The organism is Mycobacterium fragae (assembly GCF_002102185.1).
Lineage (GTDB): Bacteria > Actinomycetota > Actinomycetes > Mycobacteriales > Mycobacteriaceae > Mycobacterium > Mycobacterium fragae.
On sequence record NZ_LQOW01000024.1, the window covers coordinates 86,885 to 109,527 of the forward strand.

General features: G+C 65.2%; 21 protein-coding genes and 4 pseudogenes. 8 read left to right on the plus strand and 17 right to left on the minus strand.

Going from position 1 to position 22,643, the window contains the following annotated elements; translation table 11 throughout:
• Positions 1 to 2 precede the first annotated feature (2 nt).
• From AWC06_RS11335 to AWC06_RS22975, 16 genes and pseudogenes are all read right to left on the minus strand, one after another.
• Positions 3 to 1,265, minus strand: coding sequence for a DUF7373 family lipoprotein (locus AWC06_RS11335; protein WP_085197378.1), 1,263 nt, complete (start codon positions 1,263 to 1,265; stop codon positions 3 to 5).
• Between the two features lie 48 nt (positions 1,266 to 1,313).
• Positions 1,314 to 1,766, minus strand: a complete 453-nt coding sequence (locus tag AWC06_RS11340; RefSeq protein ID WP_085197380.1) for a universal stress protein — start codon at positions 1,764 to 1,766, stop codon at positions 1,314 to 1,316.
• Between the two features lie 23 nt (positions 1,767 to 1,789).
• Positions 1,790 to 2,062 carry a type II toxin-antitoxin system Phd/YefM family antitoxin gene (locus AWC06_RS11345; protein ID WP_085197382.1) on the minus strand — a complete coding sequence of 91 codons (273 nt, stop codon included), beginning with the start codon at positions 2,060 to 2,062 and terminating at the stop codon, positions 1,790 to 1,792.
• A 19-nt stretch (positions 2,063 to 2,081) separates the two neighbouring features.
• Positions 2,082 to 3,641 (minus strand): MCE family protein, encoded by a 1,560-nt coding sequence (locus AWC06_RS11350; protein WP_085197384.1) that lies wholly within the window; start codon positions 3,639 to 3,641, stop codon positions 2,082 to 2,084.
• Positions 3,635 to 4,768 (minus strand): virulence factor Mce family protein, encoded by a 1,134-nt coding sequence (locus AWC06_RS11355; RefSeq protein ID WP_085197386.1) that lies wholly within the window; start codon positions 4,766 to 4,768, stop codon positions 3,635 to 3,637. Before AWC06_RS11355 ends, AWC06_RS11350 begins: the two co-directional genes overlap by 7 nt.
• Complete coding sequence (locus tag AWC06_RS11360; RefSeq protein WP_085197388.1) at positions 4,765 to 6,339, minus strand: virulence factor Mce family protein; 1,575 nt, start codon at positions 6,337 to 6,339, stop codon at positions 4,765 to 4,767. The genes AWC06_RS11355 and AWC06_RS11360 overlap by 4 nt, the downstream gene beginning before the upstream one ends.
• Positions 6,336 to 7,907 (minus strand): MCE family protein, encoded by a 1,572-nt coding sequence (locus tag AWC06_RS11365; RefSeq protein WP_085197390.1) that lies wholly within the window; start codon positions 7,905 to 7,907, stop codon positions 6,336 to 6,338. The genes AWC06_RS11360 and AWC06_RS11365 overlap by 4 nt, the downstream gene beginning before the upstream one ends.
• Complete coding sequence (locus AWC06_RS11370; RefSeq protein WP_085197392.1) at positions 7,904 to 8,944, minus strand: virulence factor Mce family protein; 1,041 nt, start codon at positions 8,942 to 8,944, stop codon at positions 7,904 to 7,906. The genes AWC06_RS11365 and AWC06_RS11370 overlap by 4 nt, the downstream gene beginning before the upstream one ends.
• Positions 8,941 to 10,248 carry an MCE family protein gene (locus AWC06_RS11375; RefSeq protein ID WP_085197394.1) on the minus strand — a complete coding sequence of 436 codons (1,308 nt, stop codon included), beginning with the start codon at positions 10,246 to 10,248 and terminating at the stop codon, positions 8,941 to 8,943. The genes AWC06_RS11370 and AWC06_RS11375 overlap by 4 nt, the downstream gene beginning before the upstream one ends.
• A 5-nt stretch (positions 10,249 to 10,253) precedes the next feature.
• Positions 10,254 to 11,093 carry an MlaE family ABC transporter permease gene (locus AWC06_RS11380; RefSeq protein ID WP_085197395.1) on the minus strand — a complete coding sequence of 280 codons (840 nt, stop codon included), beginning with the start codon at positions 11,091 to 11,093 and terminating at the stop codon, positions 10,254 to 10,256.
• A 1-nt stretch (position 11,094) separates the two neighbouring features.
• Positions 11,095 to 11,808, minus strand: a complete 714-nt coding sequence (locus tag AWC06_RS11385) for an MlaE family ABC transporter permease (RefSeq protein WP_372458062.1) — start codon at positions 11,806 to 11,808, stop codon at positions 11,095 to 11,097.
• A 337-nt stretch (positions 11,809 to 12,145) separates the two neighbouring features.
• Positions 12,146 to 12,817 (minus strand): TetR/AcrR family transcriptional regulator, encoded by a 672-nt coding sequence (locus AWC06_RS11390; RefSeq protein WP_085197399.1) that lies wholly within the window; start codon positions 12,815 to 12,817, stop codon positions 12,146 to 12,148.
• An 88-nt stretch (positions 12,818 to 12,905) separates the two neighbouring features.
• Complete coding sequence (locus AWC06_RS11395) at positions 12,906 to 13,223, minus strand: hypothetical protein (protein ID WP_085197401.1); 318 nt, start codon at positions 13,221 to 13,223, stop codon at positions 12,906 to 12,908.
• Between the two features lie 325 nt (positions 13,224 to 13,548).
• Positions 13,549 to 13,956, minus strand: coding sequence for a PIN domain-containing protein (locus AWC06_RS11400; RefSeq protein ID WP_085197403.1), 408 nt, complete (start codon positions 13,954 to 13,956; stop codon positions 13,549 to 13,551).
• A gap of 3 nt (positions 13,957 to 13,959) precedes the next feature.
• Positions 13,960 to 14,202, minus strand: a complete 243-nt coding sequence (locus AWC06_RS11405; protein WP_085198019.1) for a type II toxin-antitoxin system Phd/YefM family antitoxin — start codon at positions 14,200 to 14,202, stop codon at positions 13,960 to 13,962.
• A 46-nt stretch (positions 14,203 to 14,248) separates the two neighbouring features.
• A pseudogene (locus AWC06_RS22975) lies at positions 14,249 to 14,437 on the minus strand (PIN domain-containing protein); the annotation flags it as partial.
• Between AWC06_RS22975 and AWC06_RS22980 the strand changes: the two are divergent.
• A pseudogene (locus AWC06_RS22980) lies at positions 14,411 to 14,704 on the plus strand (hypothetical protein); the annotation flags it as partial. The pseudogenes AWC06_RS22975 and AWC06_RS22980 sit on opposite strands and share 27 nt — an antisense overlap.
• A 131-nt stretch (positions 14,705 to 14,835) precedes the next feature.
• Here the strand turns inward: AWC06_RS22980 and AWC06_RS11415 are convergent.
• Positions 14,836 to 16,517, minus strand: a pseudogene (locus AWC06_RS11415) (patatin-like phospholipase family protein).
• A 43-nt stretch (positions 16,518 to 16,560) separates the two neighbouring features.
• Here AWC06_RS11415 and AWC06_RS11420 point away from each other — a divergent pair.
• The 7 genes and pseudogenes from AWC06_RS11420 (at position 16,561) to AWC06_RS11445 (ending at position 22,641) form a co-directional block, all read left to right on the plus strand.
• Complete coding sequence (locus tag AWC06_RS11420) at positions 16,561 to 17,712, plus strand: FIST signal transduction protein (protein ID WP_085198021.1); 1,152 nt, start codon at positions 16,561 to 16,563, stop codon at positions 17,710 to 17,712.
• A 177-nt stretch (positions 17,713 to 17,889) separates the two neighbouring features.
• Positions 17,890 to 18,180, plus strand: a complete 291-nt coding sequence (locus AWC06_RS23405) for a hypothetical protein (protein ID WP_227371034.1) — start codon at positions 17,890 to 17,892, stop codon at positions 18,178 to 18,180.
• 2 nt (positions 18,181 to 18,182) lie between these two features.
• Positions 18,183 to 19,352, plus strand: coding sequence for a ribonuclease domain-containing protein (locus tag AWC06_RS23875; protein ID WP_085197407.1), 1,170 nt, complete (start codon positions 18,183 to 18,185; stop codon positions 19,350 to 19,352).
• 9 nt (positions 19,353 to 19,361) lie between these two features.
• On the plus strand, positions 19,362 to 19,859 hold the full coding sequence (locus AWC06_RS11435; protein WP_085197409.1) for a barstar family protein: 498 nt from the start codon (positions 19,362 to 19,364) through the stop codon (positions 19,857 to 19,859).
• Between the two features lie 46 nt (positions 19,860 to 19,905).
• Positions 19,906 to 20,010 (plus strand): annotated as a pseudogene (locus AWC06_RS23970) (hypothetical protein); the annotation flags it as partial.
• A 603-nt stretch (positions 20,011 to 20,613) separates the two neighbouring features.
• Positions 20,614 to 21,012, plus strand: a complete 399-nt coding sequence (locus AWC06_RS11440; RefSeq protein ID WP_169715336.1) for a DUF732 domain-containing protein — start codon at positions 20,614 to 20,616, stop codon at positions 21,010 to 21,012.
• Between the two features lie 90 nt (positions 21,013 to 21,102).
• Entirely contained in the window at positions 21,103 to 22,641 is a 1,539-nt protein-coding gene (locus tag AWC06_RS11445; protein WP_169715337.1) for a molybdopterin-dependent oxidoreductase, read from the plus strand.
• Positions 22,642 to 22,643 lie beyond the last annotated feature (2 nt).

Here is a 22,643-nt window from a genome sequence, read left to right on the forward strand (position 1 = left end):
GGCTATTTGCCGGCCAACATCCGGTATTGGGCCGATACCTGCTGCATCACGTCTTTCTTGTCGTTGGAGAAGACGGTGTAGGCATAGCGATCCGCCGAGGCGACGCACTTGTAGTGCCACGCAACCCATCTCCACGTCGCCGCCGCCGTCGGCGGCAGGAAATCCTTTGTCCGCATGAAGCATCGAGCGCCGGGAAGACCGGGCACCCCGCCGAACGCTTTGGCGCCGGCCGTCTTGTCGATGTCGTCGGCGATGCGGTCGGCGAGTTGGCCGGCCGCATCTTCGTCGCGGGCCTGATACACCGTCGCCAACCGTTGTGTCACCCAGTCGACGCCGCTTCCCCCGAACAGCGTGGCGGCCTGCACCGGGTCGTTCTCGAAGTGCAGCCACGCCTTCGACCCCCACGCACCGATCATGACCGGCTGCGCCACGCCGTCGCCGTACAGGGTTTCGGCCAACACCTTTCCGGTGGGGTCTTTCGGCAAGTCGCCTAGCCTTGCCGGGTCGGTGGGCTGGAAGTGATCAATCTGCTTCTGCTGCTGGATCAGAGCGTCGAAGACCATGTTCTCCGCGGAGATCCCCAAGATCTCGTTGGTCTTGGCGACGTATGCGTATTGGTGTAGGACGTAGGGCCCGTGCGCGGCGAAACTCTGCACCATCGTGCGATCAGCCAGGGTATAGGTCGTCGCCAAAGCCTCGGGATGGTCGCGAATCGCGACCGGTTGGTGCGGCGATTCGGCGGGCCCGGTCGGATTGGCGGCCGCCATCTCCGTCGCGGCCGCGCTGGCGGCACCGGGATCGGGGAACCGCAGTACCGCGTTGAGCAGTCCGCGCGGCGTGCCGGTGGCCGATACCCGTTGCGACGAGAATCCGGCGATAAACCCATGGGCCCCGGCGATTCCCGGCAGGGGATCATCCAGAATGCGGTCGAGATCGTGTGCCGAGCCGATCGCCCCGTTTTGGATCGCTGTCTCGACCGGCGGGCGCTGACGCAGGGCGACGTCGACCTGCCAGGGGCCGACGACGTACTCGGCCATCCGCTGACCTTCCAGGTAACCGCGCAGGGTCACATCGTCGCCGGCGGGACCGAACGGGTGACCCCCTGCCGTCGGGTAGGCGCCGGTGTCCATCAACGCGACATTCGCCTCGTCGGAGGCCCGAACCTTGGTCGCCACGCCGGACACCGTGGCGGTGCACCCGACCAGCGCCGCCGCGGCCAACGTAAGCAGGAGGGTTATGGCCAGCAGGTCCCGAGTGCGTCGCATAGATGGTTAGCATGCCGCATGGCCGGCATCGTCGCGCCCGCGAATCGGTCAGCCGGTGGTGTGAACGATCAGCACATCGATCTTGGCCCGGCTGGCGAGAGCTCCGGGGATCGAGAACACCCGCCCGACGATCGCGGATCGCGCGTTCAGTCCCACATTGCCGACCACCAGCAGGTCGGCCCCGACCTCCTCGGCCACGTCTACCAGTGCATGGACCGGAGCGTCTTCGATCGGCCGGTCCTCGATGTTCTTCGCCCCGGCCGCCTTGGCTCGCTCGCGGGCGTCGCGCAAGATCCCGTAGATCGGCGCGGCGCCGGTCACTTTGTAGGCCTCCTGTCCCAGGGCGTCGGCCGCGCGCGCATCCTCTTTGGGCCGGGTGTAGCCCGTCGCGATGATCAGCTTTGCGTCCGATTCGGCGGCAATCTCGCCTGCACGCTCGACCGCGCGCAGTGACGAGTCCGAGCCGTCGGTGCCGACGACGACGGTCTGATAGGTCGACATTTGCCCTCCTCTCCTCGCAGCGCTCAGGCCGACACGATCCGAGCGACCGGCGCGCCGCCGCGGATGACTTCGATCGTCTGCCCTGCCTGAACCTTGTCGAAACACCGCCCGGCGCGCTTTCGCAGTTCGTCAAGCCCTACCCGACCACCGGAGTCGGGTCCCCAGTCACCGGGCGATACCATCCGGGCCACCAGCTTGCCGCGACGGATGACATCGATCGTCTCCCCCGCTACCACCCGCTCGAGATAGTTACACGCATTGCTCCGAAGTTGGCCCAGCCCAATCACTTCCCGCATTTCGCTCCGATCCTCGTATTCACCGACCGGCCGGCGCTAACATCGTCTTCCAGCCGTCATCCCCTGTCTCACTTGAATTTTCGACCGCGTACTTGGCACCATCGGGGCCTACCAGCTCGCCGCTCTGCGGACTGTAGACGGCCGCGGGAGGCCCACTCGGGACGTACACGCAGGGGTTTGGCTGCTGACCATTGCACTGGACGGTGCCCGATCCCGGGCGTTGCAGTGGATCGCTCTTCGGCGGCGGACTTCCACCCGGAGGTAACCGGTCGGCGGGCGCCGGGTTCATCCCGTTGTTGACTGACGGCGCGGGTATCACCTGGCCCGGGTTCACCGGCTGATCGCAGCGCGCGCCGGGCGCGGGACAGTTGCGAATCTGATTCGGGTCGCCGTACCACGGATTGGTACCTAATGGCTCATATGGCTTGTTGCTGCGGCATTCTCGTGGCGTGGCGGCGCGTTTACCCGGGACGTCGACACACGGAAGGTTGCGTGCTCCGCGCACGGCGTTGGCCTGAGCGTCCTGTGGGATCCGGCAATATGTTCCGGACGGCATCGGCGCCAGGCTGGTATCCGCCGGAGACCGCCACTGCGATGCCGGCAGAAAGCCGGTCAGGCACGGCGGGGGCTGGTTGATCGTCAGCATGCTGCCGAGCGACGCGTAGCCCGGGAACGACGCCGTCACCGCCTGGCCTTCCGCGCCGCCCTGCGGATAGGAAACCAGAATTTGCTCGACGCCCTTGTGGTAGCGCTTGAGCATCTCCAGCACGATCTCGAGATTCGCCAGGGTCTGCGGCAGCGACTCGCGGACATCGCTGAACACGGCGTTGACCTCGTCGGCGGTCGGCGCCCCCTGGGTGAGGATGCTTTGCACGTGCTGGTCGTTTTCGGCGGTCTGCGCAGTCAGCACGTCCAGGTTGTGCGACCAGCGCTTGATCGCTTGATCCGAGTCGACCTGGCTGTCCAGGATCGGCCCGGAGTTTTGGATGATGTCGTCGATGTCGCCGAGGTTGGTCTTGAAGTCGCCGGCGAGCGCCTGTGTTGCATCCACCAGCCGTTGCAGCGCGGGCCCCAATCCGCCGACGGCTTGGGCTGTTTCGTCGAGCAGCTGACTGATCTTCTCCTTGGGCAGCACGGAAAGCCCGCGGTTGGCGGCATCCAGTGCGGGCCCGATCTCAGCGGGCACGGTGGCTTTGGTGATGGTCTGCCCCGGCGCGAAGTATTTGCCCGGGTTGCCCACCGACACCAGGTCCAGATACTGCTCTCCGACCGCAGACACCGAGTGCACGTTCGCCGATGCGTCGATCGGGATCTTGTACTTGCTGGCGATACTCATCGTCGCCTGCGCCCCGGTCTCGGTCGGCTCGACGGCGACGACCTTGCCGATGGTCTCGCCGCGATACGTCACGTTGGCGGTCCTGTACAGACCGCCCGACACGGGCAGGTCCGCCTTCAGCTCGTACTGGCCGATCCCCACCTGGCTCGGAATCCGAAGGTAGTACCAGCCAAGCGCGATCGCGGTGATCACGGCCAGGATGCTGAACAGGATCAGCTGGCGCCAGATGAACCGGGTCAGCATTGCCGATCCGCCCTTTCGACGAGCGGCCCGCCGGGGGCGTCGTTCGGGTTCGGTGTGTAGCGGACGTCGGGGATCATCGTTTCGGGGTCGCGCCCCCACGATTGCTCGAGCGCGCGCAGTGCTCCGGAGAATCCGGTTCCGGTCAGGACCGCGTTGTCGACGGCGCTGAGGGTCAGGTCGAGTGTCAGCGACAGGTTGAAGTAGTCGCCGCGGAACGACTTCGGCACGGCGTCGACATCGAACGGCCGCACGAGGATCAGCTTGAGCGCCTGGATCAGATACGGTGAGCCACGGCCGAGTTCGCGCAACGGGCACTGCAGCGCCAGCAGGTCCTGGTGGAGGTTGCTCCGCGAGGCGGACAGGTATTGGTTGGAAACCTGGCCGAGCCGACCCGTGGCGTCGACCGCGTCGATCAACAGGTTCTGCTTGTCGGCGAAATGCTTGATCAGCGGCGGGAATTCGGTGAAAACCCGATCCAGAACGTCCGCGCGGGGACCCACGTAGGCCAACAGCCGGTTGGTGGAATCGATGGCTCGGGTGATGTCATCGGCCTGCTCGTCGAGTCGCGCGGTAAACGTGTCCAGCTTGCCCAGGAAGGCCCGGATCTGGTTGGCCCGCCCGTGCACGATGTTGTAGGCCTCGTTTTGCACCACTTCGAGATTCGGGATTCCGCCTCCGCGCAAGATAAGGGCGAGACTGGCCAGCGTCTGCTCGGTGGTCGGGTAAGCCGACGAGTTCTTCAGCGGGATGGTGTCGCCGTCCTTGAGCAGTTCGGGCGACGGGTTGGGCGGGGCAGCCAACTCGACATGCTGAGAACCCAGCAGGCTGGTCTGCCCGATCTTGGCGGTGGCGTTCTTGGGGAGCTTGACGCTCTTGTCCAAGCCCAGCGTCAGCGTGGCGACCCAGTTCGTCAGCTTGATCGCGCGCACTGTGCCGACAAAGACATCGGCCACCCGCACCCGGCTGTTGAGGTTCAGGGCCAGCGTGTCGTGCATCTGGACGTAGACGGTGTAGGAGCCGGCCCGGGTGCCCGGCCCGCCGGGCATCGGGACATTGGCGATTCCATGCCAATTCGCGCACGACGTCAGTGCGACGACGGCTACCAGTAGCGCCAGCCCCCGCTTCATGAGCCGGCCTCGGCGGGTAGCGGCGCTCCTGCCGGTCCGGGCGCCGGCGTCGGCGCGACCGGTCCCGGGATTACGCCCGGCCCGGGCGGCGGTGCCGGGATCGGCACCTGCGGGGCGTGCAAGCCGATGGGGGGCACCACCGGGTACTCGTCGTACGCATTCGGCGGTCCCGGCGGGGTCTGTAGCCCCGACTGCGGCGGTGCGATGTCCGGGCCGCCCATGAGTTCGGCGAGGGATTCCGGCGTCAACAGGCCCGCGGTGATCGGCCCCACCTGGGTGCCCTGCATGCCCGGCGCGACGACCCAGCCCGGTTGGGTATTGCGGTGCGACAACGGGGTATCCGGTACCCAGATTCCCGGCACCGTGGTGTCCTTGTATCCATTCGGCGGCTGCAGCCGCGGCTCGGAATAGGCGACTTCCTTCGGCAGCGTTTCGGCGGTGCTGAACAGGTTGAGGCCGAACGGCAGGTAGTTGAACTTGATCGCATCGAGAATCGGTGCGAGGTATTGCGCACAGAGCTCGGCGGATTCCTGATAGCCGAGTCGGCTACCGGCCTGAATCATGCTGCAGATGAACTGCATTGGGTTCGCGAAGTTCGGGATCGCCGGAATCGACATCACCGCGCCGTGCGACGGGTGATAAATCTCGTTGAGGTTCGTCTCCAGCGTCGGCAGGACGTGCAGCGCGGTCTCCAGACCATTCAGCGGCTCGGGTTGCACCAGCGTGGTAGTAACCTCGGCGAGGTTGTTGACGTCGGCCGCGAGCACCTCACGGTTTTTGACCAAGAACGGGCGCAAGGTGGTGAGCAGGGCGTCGAACTGCTGTATCGCGTTGGCGAGGTCCTGGTCGGAACCGGTTAGCCTGTCGGTGAATTGGGCCAGGTTGGTGTTCAACGCGACGAACTGCTTGTCGTCTTTGTGCAGAGCGTTGACGAACAGCGCCAGGCTGTGCACCACCGCGAAGAAGTCGCCGCGGCGCTCGTTCAGCGCGGTCAACGACCGCGACACGCTGTCGAACGTCGTGTTGATCTGCTTGCCCTTGCCCGCCAGCCCGTTGGCGAACGACTCGATGACGTCACCGAAGGGACCCTTGGGCTGCTGGGGTGTCGGGCCGAGTTTGGAGATGATGTTAGCGACGCTGTCGCGCAGTTGATCCCACTCCGTCGGCACCTGGGTACGCTCGATCGGGATCACCGCGTTATCGGCCATCACCGGACCGCCCTGGTACGGCGGCTGCAATTCAATGCTGCGCGACGCCACCAGAGTCGGGTTCACGATCACCGCCGACGCGTTGGCGGGCACCGAGTACTTGTTGGCGTAATGAAAGGTCACCTTCATCTTGTCGCCGACCGGCTCGATCTTGTCGACCGAACCGACGCGAACACCCATGATCTGGACCCTGTCGCCGGAGTAGAGCGCGTTCGCCGCCGGGAAGTAGGCCACCACGGTGTTGTTGACCAACCTCTGATACAGGTGGATCCCCACGTACCCGACAGCGAGGGCCAGCACCACCGCCAGCGCTCCGATGAGGCTGCGGCGCCGCCGGTTTCGGTTACCGAAGAAGGCGGTCAATTCTGGCTACCTCCCGCCGCGCCGCTACCTCCCGTTCCGCCCGATGTGATGAACGGAGCCGGCAGCTGCTCCCCTGGTCCCGGTGGCGCCGCGGGCCCGGGCGGGAGCCCCGGCGCGAACGTCGACGGCGGCGGCGCCGGACCGGCCGGCCCCAGGGGTTCGGTGCGTGCGCCCGGTGGCGCGTTCGGCGGCAACGGCACCGGCGTGCCCGGCAGGTCCGGGGGCGGCGCGCCGGGCCGCCCGGCGATCGGAATCCCCGGCGTCGGCGGCAGGCCGTTCGGGTTCGGCGGCGACGAAAGAACATCGGGCAGCACGGGATACGGCCCGTTGGGTCCAAAGGGACCTTGCCCTTGAGCGACGCCCGCACAGGGCATCGGGTTGCCCGGCCGCGGAATCAATTCCGGCGGTGGCGTGTACGAGCAGGGTGTCCCCGGCGCCACCGCGGGACCCGGGTGATCCGCGGTGCCTTCGAGCACCGGCGGCGCAGGCGGCGGCGCGCCGTTGGGGAACCGGGTGCCGTTCGGGTCGGGCCAGCGGAACGCGGGCAGGCCGGCGCTGCGCCAGAAGTCTTCTGGGTCGATACCACGCTTCTTGAACGCGGCATCGACCCACGGCTGCAAGATCCAGTACGGCAGCAAGTTGGCCAGGACTATCTTGAAGTACGGTCCCGAGGCGACGGATTCTCCCAGCGATGCGGCAAATTGGCTGACATACCGCAGTGTTTGAGCCAGGTCGTCCTTGCGTGCTACCAGGACATCGCTGATGGCGTGCAACTGCTCCAGCACAGGGTTCAGGTTCGGGTTGTCGTTGATGAACCCCTGCACCTGCGCCGAGAACGCGGAGATGTTTTGCAGCAGTGCGTCGATGGCGCGTCCACGTTCGTTGAAGGCGGCCAGCAGCGTCTTGGCGTTGACGAGCAGCCGGTTGATTTGTTCGCTGCGGTCACCGAGGACGCCGGCTACTTTGTTGGCCTGGACAAGCAGGTGCTTGATCTGTTCGTCGCGTTTGCCGATGGTGTCGGAGAATCTTTGCAGACCCTGTAAGGCGGGGGTGAGGTGTGAGTATGTCTGGTTCACGGTCTGCGACAACACATTCAGCGACTGCTTAACGGTGTCGATGTTCCAGCCGGTGGCGGCCTTGGTGACGTCGAAGGCCGCGTCGTAGATCTGATAGGGGGTGGTGCTTTGGCCGCGCGGCAACACGCCCCCGGGCCTGAGTATCTGGTTTCCCCGGGGCTCGATCTCGAGCACTTTCTTACCAAGGATGGTGTCGGTCTTGATCGCCAGCCGGCTCTCGGTGCCGATGGTCTTGCTGCCGATGGTGAACTTGATCACGACGTGGTCGCCGTCGATTGTGAATCCCTGCACCTTGCCGACATCGACACCGGTGATGCGCACCTTGTCGTTCTTGTTCAGTTGACCGGTATTGGTGAACTCTCCGTAGTAGGCGGGGCTGGCGAACAGCATCGGGATGCTGGTGAAGCTCTGGCCGACGGCGACGACGAGCACCAGTACGACGATGCCCATCAGGCCGACGCGAAAGCGGTTGAATTCCAGCAGCGTTCTCATTGCGGCGTGCACCTGCCCGTTGGCTGCTGCCAGATCCTGACCGTGCGGACCGGGCCGCCGGCTTGCAGGCCGTTCCATTTGATCGTGAGGTCGCAGACGTAGAAGTTCACCCAGTCTCCGTAGAGGCCGATGCTGCGTCCGATCAGGTTGAGCGCGGTCGGTGTCTTGTGGATCAGATCTCCCAGCTGATCTCTTTGGTCGACGAGCGGCTGCTGAAGAACCTGGAGGTAGTCGATCTCCTTGTGCAGCAGAGCGCGGTTGTCGGCCAGCAGGTCGGCTACCGTTCCGGCGGCGTTGCTGATGTTCGCGGTGCCGGCGGCCAGCGGTTCGGCATGTTTGGACAGCCCGGTGATCAGTTTCTCGAAGTTGTCGACGGTGTCGTCGAACTGCTTTCGGTGCCGGACCGTGGTGTCAAGCACGGTGTTGAGGTTTTTGATCACCTCGCCGATCGCTTGGTCACGCTCGGCCAGTTTCGAAGTGACTTGCGCGGTCTGGTCGAGGATGTCGTTGATGGTGCCGCCCTGACCCGAGAATACGGTGACGATGGCCGACGCGATGGTGTTGACCTTTTCCGGATCGAGCGCGCGGAACAGCGGCTTGAAACCACCGATCAGCGCGTCGAGATCCAGCGCCGGTGAAGTTCGGGACAGCGGGATGAGTCCGCCGGGCGGCAGGATCCGGTCGGCGCCTTCACCCTCGCCGCGGCCGAGTTCCACGTAGCGGTTACCGATCAGGTCGAGATAGCGGATCTGTGCGGTGGTCGACTGATAGAGCGGTATCGAGCGGTCGACGTCGAAGTCCACCGCTACCCGCCTGCCGCCGTCGATCAGCCGGACCGCTTTGACCTTGCCGATCTCTACTCCGGAGGCGCGGACGAACTGTCCGTTGCGCAGCCCGCTGCCATTGCTGAATTCCGCGGAGTAGCGGTTGGTGCGGTTGAAGCGCATCTGACCGAACACCAGGACGATGGACGCAGTGATCAGCAGCAGCACCAACGAGACGATGCCGAGTCTGATAGCGGCGCCAGTGACTTTCATGGGTTGATCGTGTTGTCCCCCACTTGGCGGCCCCAGAGGTACTCGATTGCGTACGGCGAGCCGGTATCGACGTGGTTGTACGGAGCGAGACTGGCGCCGGTATCCATCACCAGCGTGGGCGCGGGCCAGAAATCACGGGTGATCGTCTGCCAGCAGCCCGGCGCACCTCCCGGCCCACCGCGCGCGTTCACGCGCGGCAGATTGTCCGGATAGACATAGGGATTCGGCGCCCCGCCGACCAATCCGGCCAGCCCCAGGAGGCCCTGGGTGGCGATGACACCCGCCAACCCGGGGAGCGTCAGGATGCCGCCCAACCCGGAGGTCAGCTCGGTCATCGTTTTCAGCGCGTAGCCGTTGCCGCCGCCCGTCGTCGCATAGGCCAGGGGTTCTTCGTCGTGGTAACCGCGGATGGTGCAAAAGATCTCGGGACTGTAGGTGTCGAGGAGCTGGGCGGTGGGCACCAGATCGGCGATCCCCCGCTGCAGGTAGGGCCCGCCCCGGCGGAAGATGTCTTCGCCGGTGTTGCCCACCCCGGTCGCGGCCAACAACGCGGCGTCCAGGTCGGCTTCCTGGCGGTGCAGCGTGCGGGCCGTGATCACCGCATGGTCGAGCGAATCGAGCAGATCCGGTGCGGCGTCGGCGTAGGTGTCGCCGAGCGCCGCGAGCTGCTGAATGTCGTGGCGTATCTGCGGCATTCGCGGATTGATGTCGTCGAGGATGGCGTTGGCGTTGACGATCGACTGCCCGAACTTGTCGCCCAATCCGTTCAACGCCTCCGCGGCCGCGGCCAGCGTCAGGTTCACCTTGACCGGATCCACCTTCTCCGCGATCGAGGTGAGCGTTTCGAAAAGCGTGTTGAACTCTGTCGTCACTGACCGCGCATCGATCTCGTGCTGCGAGGTTATGCGCTGCGGCACAGGGTGTTTCGGCGAGGTCAACGACACGTACTTGTTGCCGAATACCGTGGTGCCCCTGATATTGGCGTCCACATTCGCCGGGATCAACCTGATGTACTTCGGATTCACGTCCATGACGATTTTTGCCGCGGGCTTGCCGTCACGCTGGGTCTCCGAAATGCTGGCCACCCGGCCGATCTCCACCCCGTTGTAGGTGACCTTCGACCCGGGATCCATCACCAAACCAGCCCGGGCCGCCACCAACGTCAAGGGCACCTTTGGGGTGAGCCGGCCCCGAAACTGCAGCCATACGAAGGTGAGAACCAACGCAACGACCAACAAGAAGACAATGGCCGCAGTCTTGTAGAGCGGGATGCGGGGCGGGTTCTCCTTCACCGGGGTGGTCATGACGGCTATACCGTGAGGTTGAAGTTCGGGTTTTTGCCGTACACCGCCATCGCGGTCAGCACGACCACGACGACGATCGTGATCAACGACAGCCGCATCGACCGGCCGACCGCCTCACCGACGCCGACCGGCCCGCCGCTGGCGGTGTAGCCGTAGTAGCAGTGGGTGGTCATCACGACGAGCGCAACGAGGATCACCTCCGCGAACGACCAACCGACGTCGTTGGTGCGGATGAACGTGTGGAAGTAGTGGTTGTACGTGCCGATGGACTGCCCGTAGAAGAAGACGGTGGTGATCTGCGCGGACAGGAAGGCCAGCGTGATCGCCAATGCGTAGAGCGGGATGATGACGATCAATCCCGCCACCACTCGGGTGGAGGCCAGGTAGGCGATCGACCGGATACTCATGACCTCGAGTGCGTCGATCTCCTCGCTGATGCGCATCGCGCCCAGTTCGGCGGTGGCGCCGGCGCCGACCGTGGCTGCCAGCGCCTGACCGCAGGCCACCGGCGCCACAAACCGGACGTTGACCATGGCGGCCAAAAATCCGGTGAATGCCTCGACGCCGATGTTGCCCAGCGACGCGAAACCCTGGATGGCGACCAGTGAGCCCGCGGACATGGTGATGAAGCCGACGATGGCGGCGGTGCCACCGGCGACGGCCAGGGCGCCGGTCCCCATCCCCATCTGGGCGATCATCCGCAGCAGCTCTCTGGGATAGCGGCGAAGAGCGAAGGGGATCAACCGGATTGCGGTCACCGCGAACCAGACGATCTCTCCGAGTTCGGTCAGCTGCCGGGTGGGGGCACCGCCGTATCGGCGGAGGGTGGCGGCGGCAGTTGCCATGTCAGCGCCCCGTTCCGAACCGGACGCCGATGGTCGTCAGCACGGTGTTAACCGCGAAGAGCGCGATGAAGCACAGCACGACCGTCTCGTTGACGGCGGTGCCCAGGCCCTTGGATCCGCCGCGGACGATCAGCCCGCGATAACAGCCGACCAGCCCGGCGATCATCCCGAAGGTCGTGGCCTTGAGAAACGCGATCACCACCTCGGGTAGGCCGGTGAGCGTTGTCAGCGTGGAGAGGTAGGCGCCGCTCGAGACGTTCTGCAGGTAGACGCTGAAGAGGTAGCCGCCGCCCAGCCCGACGGCGATCACGAGCCCGTTGATCAGCACCGCGACGACGGTCGAGGCGACGACGCGGGGCAGCACCAGCCGCTGGATCGGGTCGATGCCGAGCACCTCGAGCGCGGCGATCTCCTCGCGGATGGTGCGGGCGCCGAGATCGGCGCAAATGGCGGTGGACCCGGCGCCGGCAACCACCAGCACGGTCACGATCGGGCCAAGCTGGGTGACCGCGCCGATCCCGGCACCAGCACCGGAGACGTCGGCGGCGCCGAACTCGCCCAGCAGGACGTTGAGCGTGAAGATGAGCAATACGGTTTCCGGGATCGAGACCGCGATAGTGGGCAGCAGCGACACCCGCATCAAAAACCAGCCGTTCAAGATGAACTCGCGCCAGTCGAACGGCTTTTTCAGGGCTTTGGCGGTCAGCACGCACATCCGGAAGAACCCGCCGGCGACTTCCACCCCCGGCCGGATCTGCTCGCGGATTCTGCCGGCAACGGCGTCCGAGGTGGTCATCGTGAAAAGCGCTTCGCTAGAAGGTGTTTCGCGCTATCTGTGAACGCGAACGATTTCCGGCTCCGTCGACCCGCGCTCTGGCTGGATGTCGCCCTGCTTTGCGCCACCCCGTAACTATGGCAGTCGACCGTCCGTACAGTCAACAATCAAGGGCTGCGCTAGCGGCTGGGCGGCCATTACCAGGTATTTGCGGATCCCAACGATGAGACGGTCGACTATACGTACAGTCAGACAGCCGTGTGCTGTCGCTACGCGATCAACCCGTCGCGCCCGTTACCTCGGCGAGGCATTCGCGCACAACTGAAACCACTTCTGCGGAAGGGTTCGCCCACGTGCTGAGCCCCAAGCGATCGAGCAGCAGTCCGCCGAGGAACACGTCGACGAACGCGGCCCCGACTTGTTCGGGTGTGCGGGAACCGAGCGGGTCGAACCAGACCCACATCCACTCCAGCGATCCCCATAGCTGCAGTGCCGCCAGTTCGACGTCCACGCTTCGAAATAGGCCGCTCTTTATCCCATTGCGGATCTCGTCAATCGTGAGCGTTTGCAATTGATGTCGCAACTTACGCACTTGCTGCATCGCCGGGTCATCAGATAACTGGGCCACCTCACGCTGGCTTGCTACCGTCGCGTTGCGGGCGATCACCTGTAGCAGTGCGGAGGCGTAAATGATCGCGGCGATGCGCTCGTGCGGGGCGGTCAGGCGACCCCACACCATCCGCAATACATCGAGTTGGCGGGCCAAGTGGGTTTCCTCGAGCTCGCGCAACATCTGCGCTTTGGTTCCGAAGTGGTGAACGATGGTGCCCTTGGACATGCCAAGCTCGTCGGCGATGTCGCCGATGTTCGTCTTGTCGTAGCCACGTTCGGCGACGTAACGGACGAATGCGTCAAGAATCTCGCTTCGCCGGCCCGGCGACCTGGGCATTTCAACCCTTCAGCGTAAACTAACCGTACGACCGGTCATCATACTTGGCCGCGCAAGTCCCCTGGTTGTGACGGCGCGGCCCGCAGGCCTACAGAGCCTGCAGTGGCCTGCGGCTAGCGCGTCCATCCGGTGCAGTCACGACGTACATGTTCGCGCCGGGTGCCGACTTGATCTCACCGGGGGCGTACATGGTCATGAGTTCTCTGCCATCGCTGTCGGCGACGCATACATAGGTGTCGGTCTCGGCGTCGTATTCGAAGCTGTCCCAAGCCAATATGAACGCCAAGCAGTTGCCATCGCGGTCTTCGATGACGAGCTTGTGCACCCCTGACTCTTTTAATAACTTGGCATCCTGCGTGCGCTGCTGAGCGCCCCGAGTGTTGTGGACCGTAACGCTGTTTAACATCTGCGTACTCCCTTCGGTGTTGTTCGGTCCGATCCGATCGCTCCGTTCATGGGATTGCCCAGGCAACGAGGTGGGAGTCGCAAACGGGGTATCCGGGGCCGGCGCGGAAGGGACTATCGCTGCACCGCTCATCGTCGCGGCCAGACTGATCCCAGTTGTAGCGGCATGCATAGCGCTATCACCTGCTCACCGGCTGATCACTGAAGTCTGCCAGCTGCAGGCTCCGAATCGGTTGGAAGTCGCAGATTCAGCTGGCCGCTTTGGTCACGTCAGTCTCACCAGTCACGCTGGTGAACCACCATGCTAAATGCCCGTCTCTGAGCGACTACTCGTCCCCGGCGGACGCGCGCGAACTGGGCGCGCGAACGTCGACGAGATCGCCAATGATCTGAAAGTCGGCGGTGTTGTGGGTGAGGAGGGGTACGCCGTGAATGTTGGCGGTGGCAGCAATTACGAGATCGATTGAGCGACGCCGCGGCTGGCCGCCCCGATTAGCAACGGCGGCTGACAGCCGACCCCACTCCCGAGCGATCGCGACCGTGACCGGAAACGGGTCAAAGGTGGATTCGATTGCGCCCAGCCGCTCGGTACGAACTGCCCGTTCGTCATCGTCGCGAGCGACAAGCACACCAAAATGGAGCTCGGCAATCGAGGCAACACTGATCGCGGCCTCGACCTGCGATGGCGGCGGTTCTTCTCCGATAAGGACGGAAGTATCGAGGACTGCGCGCATCCGCTACTCGAACGGGTCGACAATCGCAGCCGGAAACCGCTCAACGTCTGCGGCAAGCGTTTTCGGAGCCGGGGCCTGCCAGACCGCATGCAACGCGGGCCCGCTGACCCATCGCCTCTGCATCGCTGGGCCAAGCTGCGCCACCGGCCGGCCCGCGACCGTGATCGTGATCTGCTCGCCAGCTTCGGCCCGGCGCAGCACCTCGCTGACGTTATTGCGAAGTTCCTTCTGCGGGATGGTCGTCACAGGGGCCATGGTAGCAGAACTGCTACCATGGCTCTGTGACCGAGCTTCAGGTGGTTGTCGGAATTTGCACCGCGACATCGCTGTGCAGGTGCGCCAGGCCGCTATCGAGAGTCGCCAACTGCCCTTTGCGACTTCGTGCTAGCTGAGCAAGGTAGGCATCGGTCACCTGTCGGTGACCGACCACACCATCAAGATCTGCTTCGGCGAAAGACACACTGTCGGGGCCGCAGAGATGGCCAAGCGGATCCCCATGGCCGACGACGACGCGCTCGAACCCGACGATCCACGATTGGCCGCCGCCTTTGAGGAGTTCATCCGCGACTACGAGATCAAGTGGCTCGACGAACCCATCCCCGCGCTCGACGGCCACTCGCCGCGGCAGGCCGCCGACGACCCGACCCGGCGCGGTGACCTGATCAAACTCCTGGACAGCTTCCCGGCCGGGGCAGCCGCCCGCGGGGGCATGGACGTAGGCCGGCTGCGCGCAGCTCTCGGCCTATAGCGTCGCACGTTCACGCGGCGAGCAGCCTGGTGCTGAATCCTGTTGCCGGGAATGCAGTTTCATACGGCATCCGCGGCGCGTCGCGTATGAAACCGCACATTCGCGCACGAGCCGAATAGACCTCAACGCCGTCACGTCAGGCGGCGGTTTCGCCAGCGCGCAAAGCGACTGGTCGGCACCTGCATCGCCGCCATTACCGCGCTCATCGGCGAGGCCACCGACTTGGCCCGCGGCGTGGGTTCACCAGCAGGCGGGCAATCGCCTTCCCACCACGTCGGCTCCAACAACGCCGACGTCACCGGGATCGCCGCCTCGATGCTCTTGCGGCCCCATCGACTCGCACGATCGATGGCGGCCACGGAGGGCGCCAGGTTGGCCGGCGACAGCGTCGGCTCGAACCGCACAAGATGATCGGCGTAGGGCACGTTGCGCATCATCTGCAACTGGACCGCCTGCGTGATCGGCACCAGCCACAGATGCCGCGGATCCCATTGCGGGTGAAAGCAATCGAAGGCCAAATAGCAGGCATTGCGCGTGCCCAGCCTGCCGTCGCGGACTCGCTTCCACGCCAGTTCGACCGGCACATTGCTCGCGGTCCCGCCGTCGACGAGGGCGGCGACGTCCTTTTCTTCGCATAGCGCGTCGAGCAGAGGGATCATCCGCCGGTCGGTCGTTTCGTGGTGCAGCACACCGGAATCGCCGACGAGAACGACGCCGCGTCGACGACGTCGAAGTCGCGGGCTGGGTCGTCGCCGCCGATGATGATCGGCTTGACAACGCGCAAGTCGATGAAGGCGGCTACCTGCCACATCCGAGCGGCCACCAGCGGGCCGATGCCGATCGGCCGAAACGGAAGCGAGCGCAATTGCAGCGCCGCCAATTCCGGACGGCGAAACCTTGACGGCAGCGCAGAATAGGGCTGTTTGCGCACACCGGCCACGACGACGTCGAACGGAATTGCCAAGTCCGACATACGCATCCGTTGGCCGTCCGCGCGGCGGAGCATGGCGCCGGCGAACTGGTCGAAGCGCAGCGCGAACATACCTGCCAGCCCATGGCGGCGGCGCAGCCGCTCGGGCCCGAGGATGGCCCGGTATGACACCGTCTTCGCCCACGCGATGTATTCCTCGATCGGCACCGGCAATTCGCGGCTCACGAGGCTGCCCAAGATCGACCCGAACGACGAGCCGATCATGTAGTCCGGCACGTGCCCGGCCTCCAGCAGCCGCGCCATGCCGCCGATGTAGACGAAACCCGCTCCCCCGCCACCGCCGAGCACCGTCACGAGCTTCTTGTAGCCGACCTCGGCGTCCAGTTCCGTTGGAGAGAAGTCATTTCCGTGGCGTTGGATCAGCACTTGCCGCTGATCGTCCTGGTCGGCGGCCAGCGTCGTCAGCGCTTCTCGCGCTGTCGTCAGAGCAGTGACCTGATCCGGCTCCTCGCGCAATGGCCCGTACAGAGCGTCGGCGACCCGGGAGCGCCACGGCCCGATTTCGGCGCCGACCGAGACGTCTCCTCGCCCGCGGCGTCCGCCTGGGCCCGCGGCCCCGGGTTCGAAGTCGGCGAGCCTGGCGAAGTTGAGGATGTAGCGCAGCTTGCGCAGCTCATCGCTGCTCAACACCTCGGGGTTAGCGAGGTGGTGCCGGATGAGCCGGTTTTCCATTCGTTGCAGCAGCAGGGCCGGCTCGGCCGATGTCAGGTCGGCCGCGTCGGGGGTCTCGACCGCCTCGTACTCGATCTCCTCGATCAGTTCGAGACCGGCCTCGCGGCGGCCGAGGCGGCCCAGCATCGCGTCGGCGAACGGGATCTGCATGAGGATCAGTTTGGTCGGGCCCCGGGCGGCGCATGATGGAAGGGTGCGGATTGCAGTCGGAGTGTCCACGGTGCCCGACGGGCGGCAGGGCGCGGTGGAGGCTGCGGCGCAGGCACGCGACGAGCTCGCGGGTGAGGCGCCGTCGCTGGCCGTGCTGCTCGGATCGCGAGCCCACACCGACAAGGCTGTGGACATCCTCAAGGCGGTGCAGGCTGCGGTCGAGCCGCCCGCGCTGATCGGATGCATCGCCCAGGCGATTGTCGCCGGCCGCCGTGAGATCGAGGACGGGCCCGCGGTGGCGGTATGGCTGGCGTCAGGCCTGGCTGCCGAGACGTTCCAACTGGAATTCGTGCGCACCGGCTCGGGTGGACTGCTCACGGGATACCGGTTCGACCAAAGCGCGGACGATCTGCACCTGCTGCTGCCGGACCCGTACACGTTCCCGTCGGAGCTGCTCATCGAGCACCTCAACACCGATATGCCGGGAACGACGGTCGCGGGCGGCCTGGTGAGCGGTGGGCGAGGAGCGGGCGACACCCGACTGTTCCGCGACCACGACGTGCTCAGCTCCGGGCTGGTCGGCGTGCACCTGCCCCGCGTGCACGGTGTGCCGATCGTGTCGCAGGGTTGCCGGCCGATCGGCTACCCCTATGTCGTCACCGGCGCGGAAGACAACGTGATCACCGAGCTGGGCGGTCGGCCGCCGCTGGTGCGGCTGCGGGAGATCGTCGAGGGGCTGCCGCGCGACGAGCAGGAGATGGTCAGCCGCGGGCTGCAGATCGGGATCGTGGTCGACGAGCACCTGGCGACTCCGGGCCAGGGCGACTTCATGATTCGCGGGCTGCTGGGCGCCGACCCGTCGAGCGGGGCGATTGAGGTCGGCGAGATTGTCGAGGTCGGCGCGACCGTGCAGTTCCAGGTTCGTGACGCGGCGGGGGCTTCTAAGGACTTGCGACTGGCTTTGGAGCGGGCTTCGGCGGCGCTGCCCGGGCGTCCGGTGGGCGCGTTGTTGTTCACCTGCAACGCGCGAGGGCGGCGGATGTTCGGGGTCGCCGACCACGACGCGTCGACGATCTCAGACCTGCTGGGCGGGATTCCGCTGGCCGGTTTCTTCGCCGCCGGGGAGATCGGCCCGATAGCGGGACGCAATGCGTTGCACGGGTTTACCGCGTCGATGGCGCTGTTTGTGGAGTGAGCTATTAGTGCGGCGTGGTGGCGTGAGCGTCACGTCTGTCACGGGAGTCATGCAGCCGAACCACCATCCGAAATGCCCGCCTCGTAGCGACTTTCAGAACGAGCCGGGCGACCGACGGTACTTGCGGTGACTGGTTAGTGAGTGATGGGTTTGCCTACACTTTCGCCCGTGCAGCAGATGTTGCGTGTGGATACCGCTGGTGTGCAGGCGATGGCTGCCCGCTGGGGTGCGTCGGCGGGTGAGCTTGACGCGACGGTAGCTCCGCCAGAGCTGGGGTTGTCGTGTCAGGTCAGTGCGGCCGCAGTGAACGCCGCCCATGGTGATGTCGCGGCGTTCGCCGCCGGGCTGGCGGCACGAATGGGTGTTCACGCCACGGGCGTCGCCCAGGCCGATAGCTGCTATCTCGCCCAGGAAGCTGCTTCGGCGAGCGAGCTGGCTGCTGTGGCTCTGCCGGTGATCAGCCTGTAGCGATGCCGGCGGTCACGGGGGTTCCTGGCCTGTCGGCGCTGTTGGACTGGCCCACCGAGCACCTCACTGAGGCCGCCGATCATTGGGAGGCCGTCGGCGAGCGAAGCTACGGGGTGGCCCACCAGGTGTGGCGGGACGCGATGTCGGCCGACTGGCAGGGTGAGGCGGCCGAGGCGCTGCGCACCGCAACGCATGCCGACATGCAAACCACCAGTGCCGTCGTCGACCAGCTGCAGGCGGCGGCCAGCGTTGCGCGCGGCGGGGCCTCGGATCTGGATGCGGCCCGCGCGCGAGTCCGGTACGCCGTCGAGGACGCCCACACGGCGGGATTCCAGGTGGGCGAAGACCTTTCGGTCACCGATCGCATGACCGGTGGATCCGCCGCGCAGCGAGTTGCCCGACAAGCCGCAGCACAAGCCTTTGCGGGCGATATCCGGCAGCGCGCCGCCCAGCTGGTCGGCTTGGATGCTCAGGTCGCGGCCAAGGTCACCGCGGCCGTGGCCGGCGTCGGCAATAGCTTCCCGCAAATCCCCGCGCCTGTCGCCGCGCCGACCGGCGTGCGCGCCTTCGGCAATGGCACCTACAAGCAAGATCCGCCATCGCCGTTGCCGCTCGACCCGAAAAATATGACAGCCGATGAAGCGCGCGCAGCATGGGCCGAAGTGAATGCGGAGATACGAGCGTGGAACGCTCGATGCGCCGTCGAAAACGTCGGGCTGCTGCCGCCGGCGCAATACAGCGCCTGCGTCGCCTCGCAGGCTCCTCTTCTGGAGAGGCAGGCTGCGATCAGAGCCCGGCTAGGGCAACTCGGCATACCAATAGACGGCGAAGTGCCTGCTTCGCCAGGCGAGCCCGGCGGCGGTGGCGCGGGCGAACCGCCAATACCGCAAAACGTCCAAGACACGCTCAACCAGATCGATGCCGGGAAATGGCCCGGATCAGCCAACGCGCCAGGCACGAGTGGCGGAGGGGTATTCCGAAATGTCACGCCCAGCGGACAGCATCCCTTACCGACCACGGATGCTTCTGGCAAGCCGATCACCTACCAGGAGTGGGATGTCAACCCCAGGGTGCCGGGACAGGACCGCGATACTGAACGCATTATCACCGGCAGTGACGGTTCGGCGTGGTATACCACTGACCATTACGACACGTTTCACCGGATCCGATAGCGCACAACCGTGAACCTTAACGAATTCGTCTCACAGGCCGGTGATCACGGGCCCTGCGTCGGTATCCACCCCTCTGCGGCCTCGCCGGTCGTAGCGCCGGCAGGTATCGAACTTCGAACAATCGACGGGTCGCACACCAAAACGCTGGATGCCCTATTCGAGGCCTTCGCCGAGGCCTGGCATTTCCCGCCCTGGTTCGGCCGCAATTCGCATGCCTTTGATGATTTCATGCGTGACCTAGAAACGATGGTTAACACTGCGACCGGAAGACCGCCTGCGCCCGCCTACCTGACTTACATCACCGATGCGCACCTAATCCTCGCCGACCAACCCGAAGCCTTTTCCTGGTTTGCCAGTTGCATGCCGTTCTACCGTGACTACTACCGCGACGAAGCCAATCCACCAGCGGCCTTCGGCTTGTTACTTTCCGCACCCCCCGATCAACTCAATGAAGTTCGCGACCGCTGGCTAGCCGTCGGGATCGCCGTCGCAACAGTGACGGTCTGAAGAATGTCCGGGAACCCGCGCTCGGCTCCCAAAGTTCGCCAGTAATCCGCACGCCGGTTTCTTCGCCGCCGGGAGATCGGCCCGATCGCGGGCCGCAACGCTGTACGGATTTACCGCGTCGATGGCGCTGTTCGTCGACGACACGAAATGAGCTGCTGCGCCGGCCAATTGGTGTGTATGTCGCTTCTGTAGCACCGGTCACTATGCCGAACCACTATGCAAAGTGCCCGGCTCCGAGCGACTTTCAGTGATGTTGCCTCACGGCGCGAGCTGGACATGGCCCCGCGGCGGAGGCGGCGAAGGAGGCACCTCCGGTTGTGGCGGGGGTTCCTCCGGTTGTGGTGCGGGTCCCTCCGGTTGCGGTGCGGGTGCCTGCTGCTGTGGTGGGGGGGACAGCGGCTGTTCTGCTCGAGGTGGCGGCGCCGGGACAGGTGGCGCGACCGGGTTCACCGTCGGCGCTGGGATCTGAGGTGGAGTCGGCGCGATCTCCCCTAACGGGGCTGGCTTGATCGATGCTGTAAGCGCAATGCCGACCGGCAACTGCGCAGTACCGACCACGCTCAAGGCAATGCTTATCAAGGCGGTGACCAACGCATACTCAGCGTGTATTCGCCGCCTATGCGTAGCCATCGTCTTCGTTTGCGCGAAAGTCCAGTGGTGATTCACGGTTACAACCAGTTACGATACCCATCATTGCAGGCGCAAGCCGCTTCCACTGTTACCGCTTGATGTCGATTCGATGAGGTGTCGAGCCGTGACACCGAAGAAATGGAATCCTGCCGTGCGCATCGGCATCACCAGAGTCGCAGACGCGCTGGTTAGCGCTTCGGTGATGTTGACGGCCGCAATAATCTGCGCGGGCGCAGCAGGCGCCGACCCAAGCCAGGATGACCAGTTTGTGGCGCTGCTCCAACAGGAACAGATTCCCGCCATCGATAATGTGCCGGGGCTCGTCTACCGAGCCCATGAAATTTGTGGCGAGCTCGATGGCGGCGCCTCCGTCCAGTCCGTAGTACAAGAGGAGATGAACAGGGTGTATGGGGACAATCCGTCTTTACGCCTACTTGCCCCTCGCGTTAGACGCACCGCGGTCAGATTTGTCATTGCATCAGTGGACGTCTACTGCCCAAGCCATCAAGGCGAGCTTCCGTAGCGCCGCGGCTACGGCCGCACGCCGATCTGCCGGTTCGCCTGCACGGCAAGGTGTTTGCGGTCGTTGAGGGGACGCGAATACAGTAGTTCGATGGCTGTCGCGCCGTCCAATGCGCGGATGATCGCCGGGGTCGCCGCCGCGTCCGTCGCGCTCGGAGTAGCCCAGCTGGTGGGCATCCCGTTCGGCGCGCTAGCCGATGCGCGGACTGCGATCGGCTCGGTGGCCATCGACCTGACACCGGGGCCAATCAAAGAGTGGGCGATTCAGACCCTGGGCTCTCTGGACAAATTCTTTGTGGGCGTCGTCGTGCTCGTCGTGATCGCTACGATCGCTGCAATCGCCGGGACCCTCGAGACTCAGCGCCGTCCGCTCGGCAGCGCCGTTATCGCCGCGGCGGGCGTCTTGGGATGCATCGCAGTGCTGTCGCGGCAGGGTGCGACAGCACTCGACATCATCCCCACCGTCGCGGGCGCCGCCTGCGGCGTAGCGACCCTCCGCTTGCTGACCCGTCGGTTCTGGGCCGGGCCGGAAGACAGAGCCGATCACGACGAGCCGGACGCCAGCAGACGCCGGTTGGTCGTATACGGATTGCTCGGATTCGGAGTAGTGAGTGGCGTAGCGGGTGCGGTTGTCACGCGCTTGGTGCATTCGGTGGCCACTGATCGCAACGCCTTCGCTCTCCCCCGTCCGCGCACATCGGCGCCACACATACCTCCTGATGTGCAGCCAAAAGGCGTTGCGCTGCCGAGCTTTATCACCCCCAGCGCCGACTTCTATCGGGTGGACACCGCGCTCGTGGTCCCCCAACTCGGCCGCGGCGACTGGCGGCTGCGCATCCACGGCATGGTGGACCGCGAAGCCACCTACAGCTTCGACGACCTGGCCCACTTCGACGTCGTAGAAACGGTGACGACGCTAACCTGTGTGTCGAATCCCGTTGGAGGCAACCTGATTTCGACGGGCGTCTGGACAGGCTACCGGGTAGCTGATCTGCTGGCCGCGGCAGGCGTGCACGCGGACGCCGACATGGTGCTCTCGACGTCGATCGACGGGTTCACCGCCGGCACGCCAGTGCAGGCGCTCACCGACGGCCGCGACGCGCTCCTGGCGGTGGGTCTCAACGGTCAGCCGCTGCCGATCGAACATGGCTACCCGGCCCGGTTGGTAGTGCCCGGGCTCTACGGGTACGTGTCGGCCACCAAGTGGGTCGTCGAGATTGAGTTGACTCGCTTCGACAAAGCACAGGCGTACTGGACGCGCCAGGGCTGGGCACCGCGTGCACCCATCAAGACCGAGTCGCGGATCGACGTGCCGAAAGGCGGTCAGAGGGTGCCGATGGGGAACGTCGTGTTTGGCGGTGTCGCGTGGGCACAGAATCGTGGCGTGCGGGCCGTGGAAGTCCTTATCGACGATGGCGTGTGGCAGCCCGCGCAACAGGGCGCGCGCTATTCCAACCAGACGTGGCGGTTGTGGAGCTTTCCCTGGCAGGCGAAAAGCCCTGGGAAACACACCATTACCGTGCGCGCCACCGACAACACCGGAGCTATCCAAACGGCAGAGCGGGTTGGTCCGGTCCCAGACGGCGCCACCGGCTGGCACACGGTGGACTTCACCGTGGCGGAGACATGAGC

What these genes read in the sequence shown, in the direction of transcription:
- AWC06_RS23405 (WP_227371034.1), top strand. Translation starts at nt 17,890, where the DNA reads ATGTTGCGTGTGGATACCGCTGGTGTGCAGGCGATGGCTGCCCGCTGG.
- AWC06_RS11345 (WP_085197382.1), bottom strand. Translation starts at nt 2,062, where the DNA reads ATGCGGGAAGTGATTGGGCTGGGCCAACTTCGGAGCAATGCGTGTAAC.
- AWC06_RS11400 (WP_085197403.1), bottom strand. Translation starts at nt 13,956, where the DNA reads ATGCGCGCAGTCCTCGATACTTCCGTCCTTATCGGAGAAGAACCGCCG.
- AWC06_RS11370 (WP_085197392.1), bottom strand. Translation starts at nt 8,944, where the DNA reads ATGAAAGTCACTGGCGCCGCTATCAGACTCGGCATCGTCTCGTTGGTG.
- AWC06_RS11375 (WP_085197394.1), bottom strand. Translation starts at nt 10,248, where the DNA reads ATGACCACCCCGGTGAAGGAGAACCCGCCCCGCATCCCGCTCTACAAG.
- AWC06_RS11365 (WP_085197390.1), bottom strand. Translation starts at nt 7,907, where the DNA reads ATGAGAACGCTGCTGGAATTCAACCGCTTTCGCGTCGGCCTGATGGGC.
- AWC06_RS11355 (WP_085197386.1), bottom strand. Translation starts at nt 4,768, where the DNA reads ATGAAGCGGGGGCTGGCGCTACTGGTAGCCGTCGTCGCACTGACGTCG.
- AWC06_RS23875 (WP_085197407.1), top strand. Translation starts at nt 18,183, where the DNA reads ATGCCGGCGGTCACGGGGGTTCCTGGCCTGTCGGCGCTGTTGGACTGG.
- AWC06_RS11340 (WP_085197380.1), bottom strand. Translation starts at nt 1,766, where the DNA reads ATGTCGACCTATCAGACCGTCGTCGTCGGCACCGACGGCTCGGACTCG.
- AWC06_RS11445 (WP_169715337.1), top strand. Translation starts at nt 21,103, where the DNA reads ATGGCTGTCGCGCCGTCCAATGCGCGGATGATCGCCGGGGTCGCCGCC.
- AWC06_RS11395 (WP_085197401.1), bottom strand. Translation starts at nt 13,223, where the DNA reads ATGTTAAACAGCGTTACGGTCCACAACACTCGGGGCGCTCAGCAGCGC.
- AWC06_RS11335 (WP_085197378.1), bottom strand. Translation starts at nt 1,265, where the DNA reads ATGCGACGCACTCGGGACCTGCTGGCCATAACCCTCCTGCTTACGTTG.
- AWC06_RS11350 (WP_085197384.1), bottom strand. Translation starts at nt 3,641, where the DNA reads ATGCTGACCCGGTTCATCTGGCGCCAGCTGATCCTGTTCAGCATCCTG.
- AWC06_RS11390 (WP_085197399.1), bottom strand. Translation starts at nt 12,817, where the DNA reads ATGCCCAGGTCGCCGGGCCGGCGAAGCGAGATTCTTGACGCATTCGTC.
- AWC06_RS11380 (WP_085197395.1), bottom strand. Translation starts at nt 11,093, where the DNA reads ATGGCAACTGCCGCCGCCACCCTCCGCCGATACGGCGGTGCCCCCACC.
- AWC06_RS11385 (WP_372458062.1), bottom strand. Translation starts at nt 11,808, where the DNA reads ATGTGCGTGCTGACCGCCAAAGCCCTGAAAAAGCCGTTCGACTGGCGC.